Source organism: Aeromonas sp. HMWF014, assembly GCF_963878295.1.
Taxonomy (GTDB): Bacteria; Pseudomonadota; Gammaproteobacteria; order Enterobacterales; family Aeromonadaceae; genus Aeromonas; species Aeromonas popoffii.
Map to the genome: position 1 here is coordinate 1 of NZ_CAWNYS010000369.1, position 6,126 is coordinate 6,126.

Annotated in this window: 7 protein-coding genes and 1 pseudogene; 6 read left to right on the forward strand and 2 right to left on the reverse strand. The window is 56.6% G+C overall.

Annotated elements, in window-relative coordinates:
* The 5 genes and pseudogenes from AAC083_RS15245 to frdD form a co-directional block, all read left to right on the forward strand.
* Positions 1-181: pseudogene (locus tag AAC083_RS15245) on the forward strand (methyl-accepting chemotaxis protein); the annotation flags it as partial.
* 517 nt (positions 182-698) lie between these two features.
* Positions 699-2,483, forward strand: a complete 1,785-nt coding sequence (gene frdA / locus AAC083_RS15250; protein ID WP_042034674.1) for a fumarate reductase (quinol) flavoprotein subunit — start codon at positions 699-701, stop codon at positions 2,481-2,483.
* Positions 2,476-3,210, forward strand: coding sequence for a succinate dehydrogenase/fumarate reductase iron-sulfur subunit (locus tag AAC083_RS15255; RefSeq protein WP_108537042.1), 735 nt, complete (start codon positions 2,476-2,478; stop codon positions 3,208-3,210). Before frdA ends, AAC083_RS15255 begins: the two co-directional genes overlap by 8 nt.
* Positions 3,211-3,226: 16 nt before the next feature.
* Positions 3,227-3,625: a fumarate reductase gene (locus AAC083_RS15260; RefSeq protein WP_042034676.1), complete on the forward strand. Its 399-nt coding sequence runs from the start codon at positions 3,227-3,229 to the stop codon at positions 3,623-3,625.
* Positions 3,626-3,635: 10 nt separating this feature from the next.
* Positions 3,636-3,992 (forward strand): fumarate reductase subunit FrdD, encoded by a 357-nt coding sequence (gene frdD, locus AAC083_RS15265; RefSeq protein WP_042034677.1) that lies wholly within the window; start codon positions 3,636-3,638, stop codon positions 3,990-3,992.
* Positions 3,993-4,046: 54 nt separating this feature from the next.
* Here the strand turns inward: frdD and AAC083_RS15270 are convergent, their stop codons facing one another.
* Both AAC083_RS15270 and AAC083_RS15275 read right to left on the reverse strand, forming a co-directional pair.
* Positions 4,047-4,205 carry a hypothetical protein gene (locus tag AAC083_RS15270; RefSeq protein ID WP_181364770.1) on the reverse strand — a complete coding sequence of 53 codons (159 nt, stop codon included), beginning with the start codon at positions 4,203-4,205 and terminating at the stop codon, positions 4,047-4,049.
* Between the two features lie 415 nt (positions 4,206-4,620).
* The gene (locus AAC083_RS15275) at positions 4,621-5,259 is read right to left on the reverse strand and encodes a class I SAM-dependent methyltransferase (RefSeq protein ID WP_108537043.1); all 639 of its coding nucleotides are present in this window, start codon (positions 5,257-5,259) and stop codon (positions 4,621-4,623) included.
* A gap of 237 nt (positions 5,260-5,496) precedes the next feature.
* Here AAC083_RS15275 and AAC083_RS15280 point away from each other — a divergent pair.
* A partial coding sequence (locus AAC083_RS15280) for a thermostable hemolysin (protein WP_108537044.1) occupies positions 5,497-6,126 on the forward strand: 630 nt, incomplete at its 3' end.

Consider the following 6,126-nt stretch of genomic DNA (forward strand, 5'->3'; position numbering starts at 1 on the left):
GATCTCCAGTGCCGCCGAGGAGCAACGCGCCGTGACCGACGAGGTCAGCCGCAACATCCAGGCAGTCAAGGATGTCTCGGACGAACTGGCGGTAGACGCCAACAGCTCTCGCCATCTGTCTGAGCAACTGAAAAATATTTCAGGTGAACTGAGCAATCAGGTCGGCATGTTCCGCATCTGAACAGCGCAAAGCAAAGGGGCCACACAGGCCCCTTTTTTATGAAAAAATGCTTTTATTTCAATAGTTATTACCACATTAACGTTCAGGGTGATGGGAATGGACATTCCCATACGATGCGGAAACTCGTCATAAAGCAACGCATCACCACCAACTTTATGATTAGTTTTTCTAACCATTTCGCGCCATTAGCCAATCAGTGAATAATTCTTATTAAATATTTTTGATAAAAAACTTAAAAACTTTATGGGTAATACCTAAAAAGAGAGGCATTTCTCATTTTTTTGAAAGAAAACTACATATAATCCTGAGCTTAAAATAACCATAGCAATAACAGCGGCTGATACCGATAACTGAAGGATGGCGATAATTACGGCGTTTTCATCCAGGGAATGGGGTGATTTTGATAAAAGTCACCATTGCCAAGCACTAAAACAAACCAGTTTGACTTGCATCAAGCCTGAATTTTTTTTATAGCGCAAAATCGTGCCCAGCAAATCTATCCCTTAAGGAGGCAGATGTGGATATTATCAAGACCGATGTTGCTATCATCGGTGCCGGTGGTACTGGCCTGCGTGCCGCTATCGCCATTGCAGAAGCCCATCCGGAACTCGAAATCGCCCTGATTTCCAAAGTCTATCCGATGCGTAGCCACACAGTGGCTGCGGAAGGCGGTGCGGCAGGCGTAGTACGCGATGACGACTCCCTCGAAAACCATTTCAATGACACCGTTTCCGGTGGTGACTGGTTGTGCGAGCAAGACGTGGTCGACTACTTCGTCAACAACGCCACCAAAGAGATGGTCCAACTTGAGCACTGGGGTTGCCCCTGGAGCCGCAAGCCGGATGGCAAAGCCAACGTGCGTCCTTTTGGTGGAATGAAGATCCCCCGCACCTGGTTTGCAGCAGACAAGTCCGGTTTCCACATTCTGCATACCCTGTTCCAGACCTCTATCAAATACCCGACCATCAAGCGCTTCGATGAGCATTTCTGTCTCGATTTGATCGTGGATGATGGCCGTGTACAAGGTGTTCTGACCTTTGACATCCAGAACGGCATTACCCGTTTCATCCAGGCCAAATCCGTGATTATGGCTACCGGTGGTGCGGGTCGTGTTTACCGCTACAACACCAACGGTGGCATAGTCACCGGTGACGGCATGGCGCTGGCTTATCGTCACGGCGTACCGCTGCGTGATATGGAGTTCGTCCAGTATCACCCGACCGGCCTGCCTGGTACCGGTATCCTGATGACCGAAGGTTGCCGTGGTGAGGGTGGTGTTCTGCTGAACAAAGATGGCTACCGTTACCTGCAAGACTACGGCTTGGGCCCGGAAACGCCGATTGGCCAGTCAAAAAACAAACACATGGAGCTGGGTCCGCGTGACCGTCTCTCTCAGGCATTCTGGCAAGAGCAGCAAAAAGGCCGCGTGATCCAGGGCCCGATGGGCGATGTGGTTCACCTTGACCTGCGCCACCTGGGTGAGAAGTACCTGAAAGAGCGTCTGCCTTTCATCTGCGAACTGGCCAAAGCCTACGTGGGTGTGGATCCGGCCAAAGAGCCGATCCCGGTACGTCCGACTGCCCACTACACCATGGGTGGTATCGAAACCAACAGTCTGTGCGCAACCCGCATGCCAGGCCTCTATGCCGCAGGCGAGTGTGCTTCTGTGGGTCTGCACGGTGCCAACCGTCTGGGTTCCAACTCCCTGTCCGAGATCGTGGTATTCGGCAAGCTGGCGGGTGAACAGGCTGCCGAGTTCGCAGCGACTCAGCAGCACGGCAATACCGAAGCCCTGCTCGCCAAAGCTGAAGCGCTGATCAAACAGCACCTCTCGCTGATGGACATCGACGGTACCGAAAATCCGGCGGATATCCGCAACGAATTGGGCCTGTCCATGGAAGCCGGTGTCGGTATCTACCGTACCGAAGAGCTGATGCAGGGCACCATCGACAAGATTAACGAGCTGAAAGCCCGTTACAAAAAGGTCAAAATCAACGACAAGTCCTCTGTCTTCAACACCGACCTGCTGTACGCCATCGAACTGGGCTACATGCTGGACGTGGCCGAAGCCATGGCTCACTCCGCCATCAACCGTAAAGAGTCTCGTGGTTCCCACCAGCGTCTGGACGGTTATGAGGAGCGTGATGACGTGAACTTCCTCAAGCACTCTCTCTCCTTCTACGCACCGGAAGGCGCCCCGACCATCGATTATTCCGATGTGAAGATCACTAAATCCCAACCGGCCAAGCGCGTGTACGGTTCCGAGGGTGAGAAACAAGACGAGGCTAAGAAGAATGGCTGAGATGATTGAAATTGAAATCCTGCGCTACCGCCCAGAGCAGGACAATGAACCCTGGATGCAAACCTTCCAGGTACCGTACCTCAGAGAGATGTCTCTGCTGGATGCCCTGCAATACATCAAGGATCACCTGGACTCGACCCTGAGCTTCCGCTGGTCCTGCCGGATGGCGATCTGCGGCTCCTGCGGCATGATGGTCAACGGTGTACCCAAGCTGGGTTGCAAAGCGTTCCTGCGCGACTATCTGCCAGGCAAGATGACCATAGAGCCGCTCAACAACTTCCCGATCGAGCGCGATCTGGTGGTCGACATGTCCGATTTCATCGAGAAGCTGGAGAGCATCAAGCCCTACATCATCCCGAGCGAACCGCGCAGCCTGTGTGATGGCGAATACAAGCAGACCCCTGCTGAAATGGCCCAGTATCACCAGTTCTCCCAGTGCATCAACTGTGGTCTGTGCTACGCCGCCTGCCCGCAATATGGCATCAACAAGAAGTTCACCGGTCCGGCGGCACTGGCGTTGGCCTATCGCTACAACGCCGACAACCGCGACAGCGCGTCCAAAGAGCGGATGAAGATCATCAGCCAGGATGAAGGCGTCTGGGGTTGTACCTTCGTGGGTTATTGCTCCGATGTCTGCCCCAAGGGTGTGGATCCGGCCGCAGCCATCCAGCTTGGCAAGGTCGAGAGCGCCAAGGACTACATGATCGCCATGTTCAAGCCAGATTGAGATCAGGAATGAGACCATGAACAACACCAATAGCAAACGTAAGCCTTACGTCCGCGAAATGAAGAAAGACTGGTGGCTGAAGAATGCCTTCTACACCGGTTACATGATCCGCGAAGGCACCAGCATCTTCGTCTCCATCTATGCCGTCGTGCTGATGTGGGGTCTGCTGCGTCTGGTCCAGGGTCAGGAAGCATTTAACGGCTGGCTGGAATCCCTGCAAAGCCCGGTGGCCATCCTGTTCCACGTGATCGCACTGGCAGCCTGCCTGTTCCACGCCAAGACCTGGTTCGCCCTGGCGCCCAAGGCCATGCGCATCTTCCGTGGTGAAGACCTGGTGCCGGAGAAGCCTATCGTTATCGCCCAGTATGTGGCGCTGGCAGTGGTATCCCTGCTGATCCTGATCATCGTGGCTTGAGGAGAAAATAATGAGACGTTCTGACGAACCCATTTACTGGGGTCTGTTTGGTGCCGGTGGCATGGTGGTTGCCATGCTGCTGCCGGTGATTGTCCTCATCACAGGTCTGCTGGTGCCCATGGGCATCATGGACGTGGAGACCATGAGCTACGAACGTGTACTCGAGTTCGCCAGCTCCTGGTGGGGTGCCTGCATCCTGCTGGTGATCATCGCCCTGCCCATCTGGCACGGCATGCACCGTATCTACCACGGCCTGCACGATCTCGGGATCCACACCACCAAGCTGCACCACTATGTGTTCTATGGCTTCGCTTTCCTGGTGTCTGCCATTACCGTCGGTCTGCTGATGGTGCTGGTATTCCAGTAAGCGCATCCTGACTGAATGACCAACCGGGCCAAGTGCCCGGTTTTTTTATGCCGTTCACTTCACCGGCGGCAAGAATCTGCGCATCACCTCGTCGCTGTCATCACTGCCCTGAAAGTCGATGAATACCTGATTGAGACTTATCGCCAGCTCATAGACACATGGCCAGCCCTTGCGACTGGGCTGGGTGAGGGTGAGCAGACCGCTCTCGCTCATCAGCAGCTCGATGTCACTTGGCAAACCGTCGCAACGACGCCCCCAATCCTATCAACAGCCGCATGGCTCGGTTCATCTTGTCCTCCTTGACACCCTTTGCCGCTTAGTTCCGAGGGCAGTATCGATCACATCCATCAGGAGCCGTCGAGATCGCGCCACAGGGCCAGCAGGGGGGCGGGAATGGCGCCGTATTGCAGGCGCGGGGTCAGCAGCTACTGGGCCGCCAGTTGCAGATGACGGGCGTCCATCAGCGAGAGGTGGGGGATCGACATGAAAAACCACTCCTTGGTTTCAGGGTGCCGCGCTCGCTGCCTCGTCGCGGCTCGCCGCGCCAGTGCGATGATAAACGGGGAAGCAACGTCCTGCGGTCAGGCCATCAGCATGCCCAACTCGGCGGTAAATGAAAACGCCCCGCTCAGGGTTTGGTGATGACGGCCACATCGGCATGGGGAAAGAGAACGTCGGCCTGCCAGCGGGCCGCCAGGGCGCGAAACGAGGCCTCGGCAAAGAAAACAATGTGGGTCGGGTCGTGGCGGTAGCGCCAGTTCCTGAAACGCTCGTCGCTAAGCACCCGCTGGGTCTGCAACACCAGGATGCCGCCTGGCTTGAGGCAGTCCCAGAGCCCGTCCAGCACGGCGCGCGGCTCGGCGATATGTTCGATCACCTCGGTGCTGGTGATGAAGTCATACTCTCGCGTCAGCAACTCAGGGAAGTCGGCATAGAACTTGTCGTAACCCGCCATCTCGTAGCCCGCCTCTGTGCCCATGGCCACCAGCGCCGGACCCGGGCCGCAACCGAAATCGAGACCGCTGGCAGGCAGCGGCACCCGACTCAACACCTCGCCAAAGGCCCGCATCAAAAAAGCGCGATAACGGGGATCATCCACCTGATTATCGTGACCGTCATAAACCGCCTTCTCCGCCGCTGGTGCCAGATGACCGCTGGCATCCAGCCAGACCAGCTCGCAGGCCTGGCAACGATGGTACTGCTTGCCGGCCACCGGCAGCACATAGGAGTCGACTGCACCGCACAGCGGGCAAGGGGACGGGCACATGGGGTTTCCTCACAAGAGTGGCTGGCCCAATCCGGGATGGGCTCGAAATGGGCGCCAGCTTGCCTGCCCTGACCGCCGCTGACAAGGGGTTTGTCCCCGGGGATCACGCCCTGCCATTTGGCTGACAACCCTGTTTTTCACCACCTACCGGTACAAATCGACACTTATTTTCCCCTCTTAAGGGTTTCTTAAGTTTGCCCATTTAGTCTGACAGCAACAGACCAGAAGGAGCCATCCATGACCACAGACATTCAAGCACCCTACCGTTTGGTGCTGGCCGATACCCAAGAGCAGGTCATGGCGTTGCAGGCCTACATACAGGCGGCCTACAGCCACGAGTTCGACGCCCGCATTCCCCATTTCCTGCCCTGCCTGCTCGGTCTCTATCGGGCAGATGGCATCCTGGTGGGTGCTTGTGGCCTCAAGTTGGCCAGCACCGAGCATCTCTATCTGGAACAGTATCTGGACCACCCCATAGAGGCCTCCATCGAAATCCGATTGGGGGTACGCGCCCGGCGGGATCGCATCGTCGAGGTGGGCAATCTGGCTTGCAGCGAACCAGGCAACGCCCGCCTGATGTTTGCCGCGCTGTGCCGCCTGCTGTGTGACAACGACCTCGATTACGTTGTGTTCACCGGCACCGCCAAGCTGCGCAACAGCTTCCATCGCCTGCACCTCACCCCGGTCGAGCTGGCTCCCGCCCAAGCCGACAAGGTGGGTGACGATGCCAGCGCCTGGGGTGCCTATTACCACTGCCAGCCCAAGGTGATGGTCGGGGATCTCGGCCAGGGACGTCAGGCACTGACCCAGGGCAGCCTGCTGCTTTCCCTGCTGGCGCCCATGCCATTCCTGTTCAACTGCCCGCAC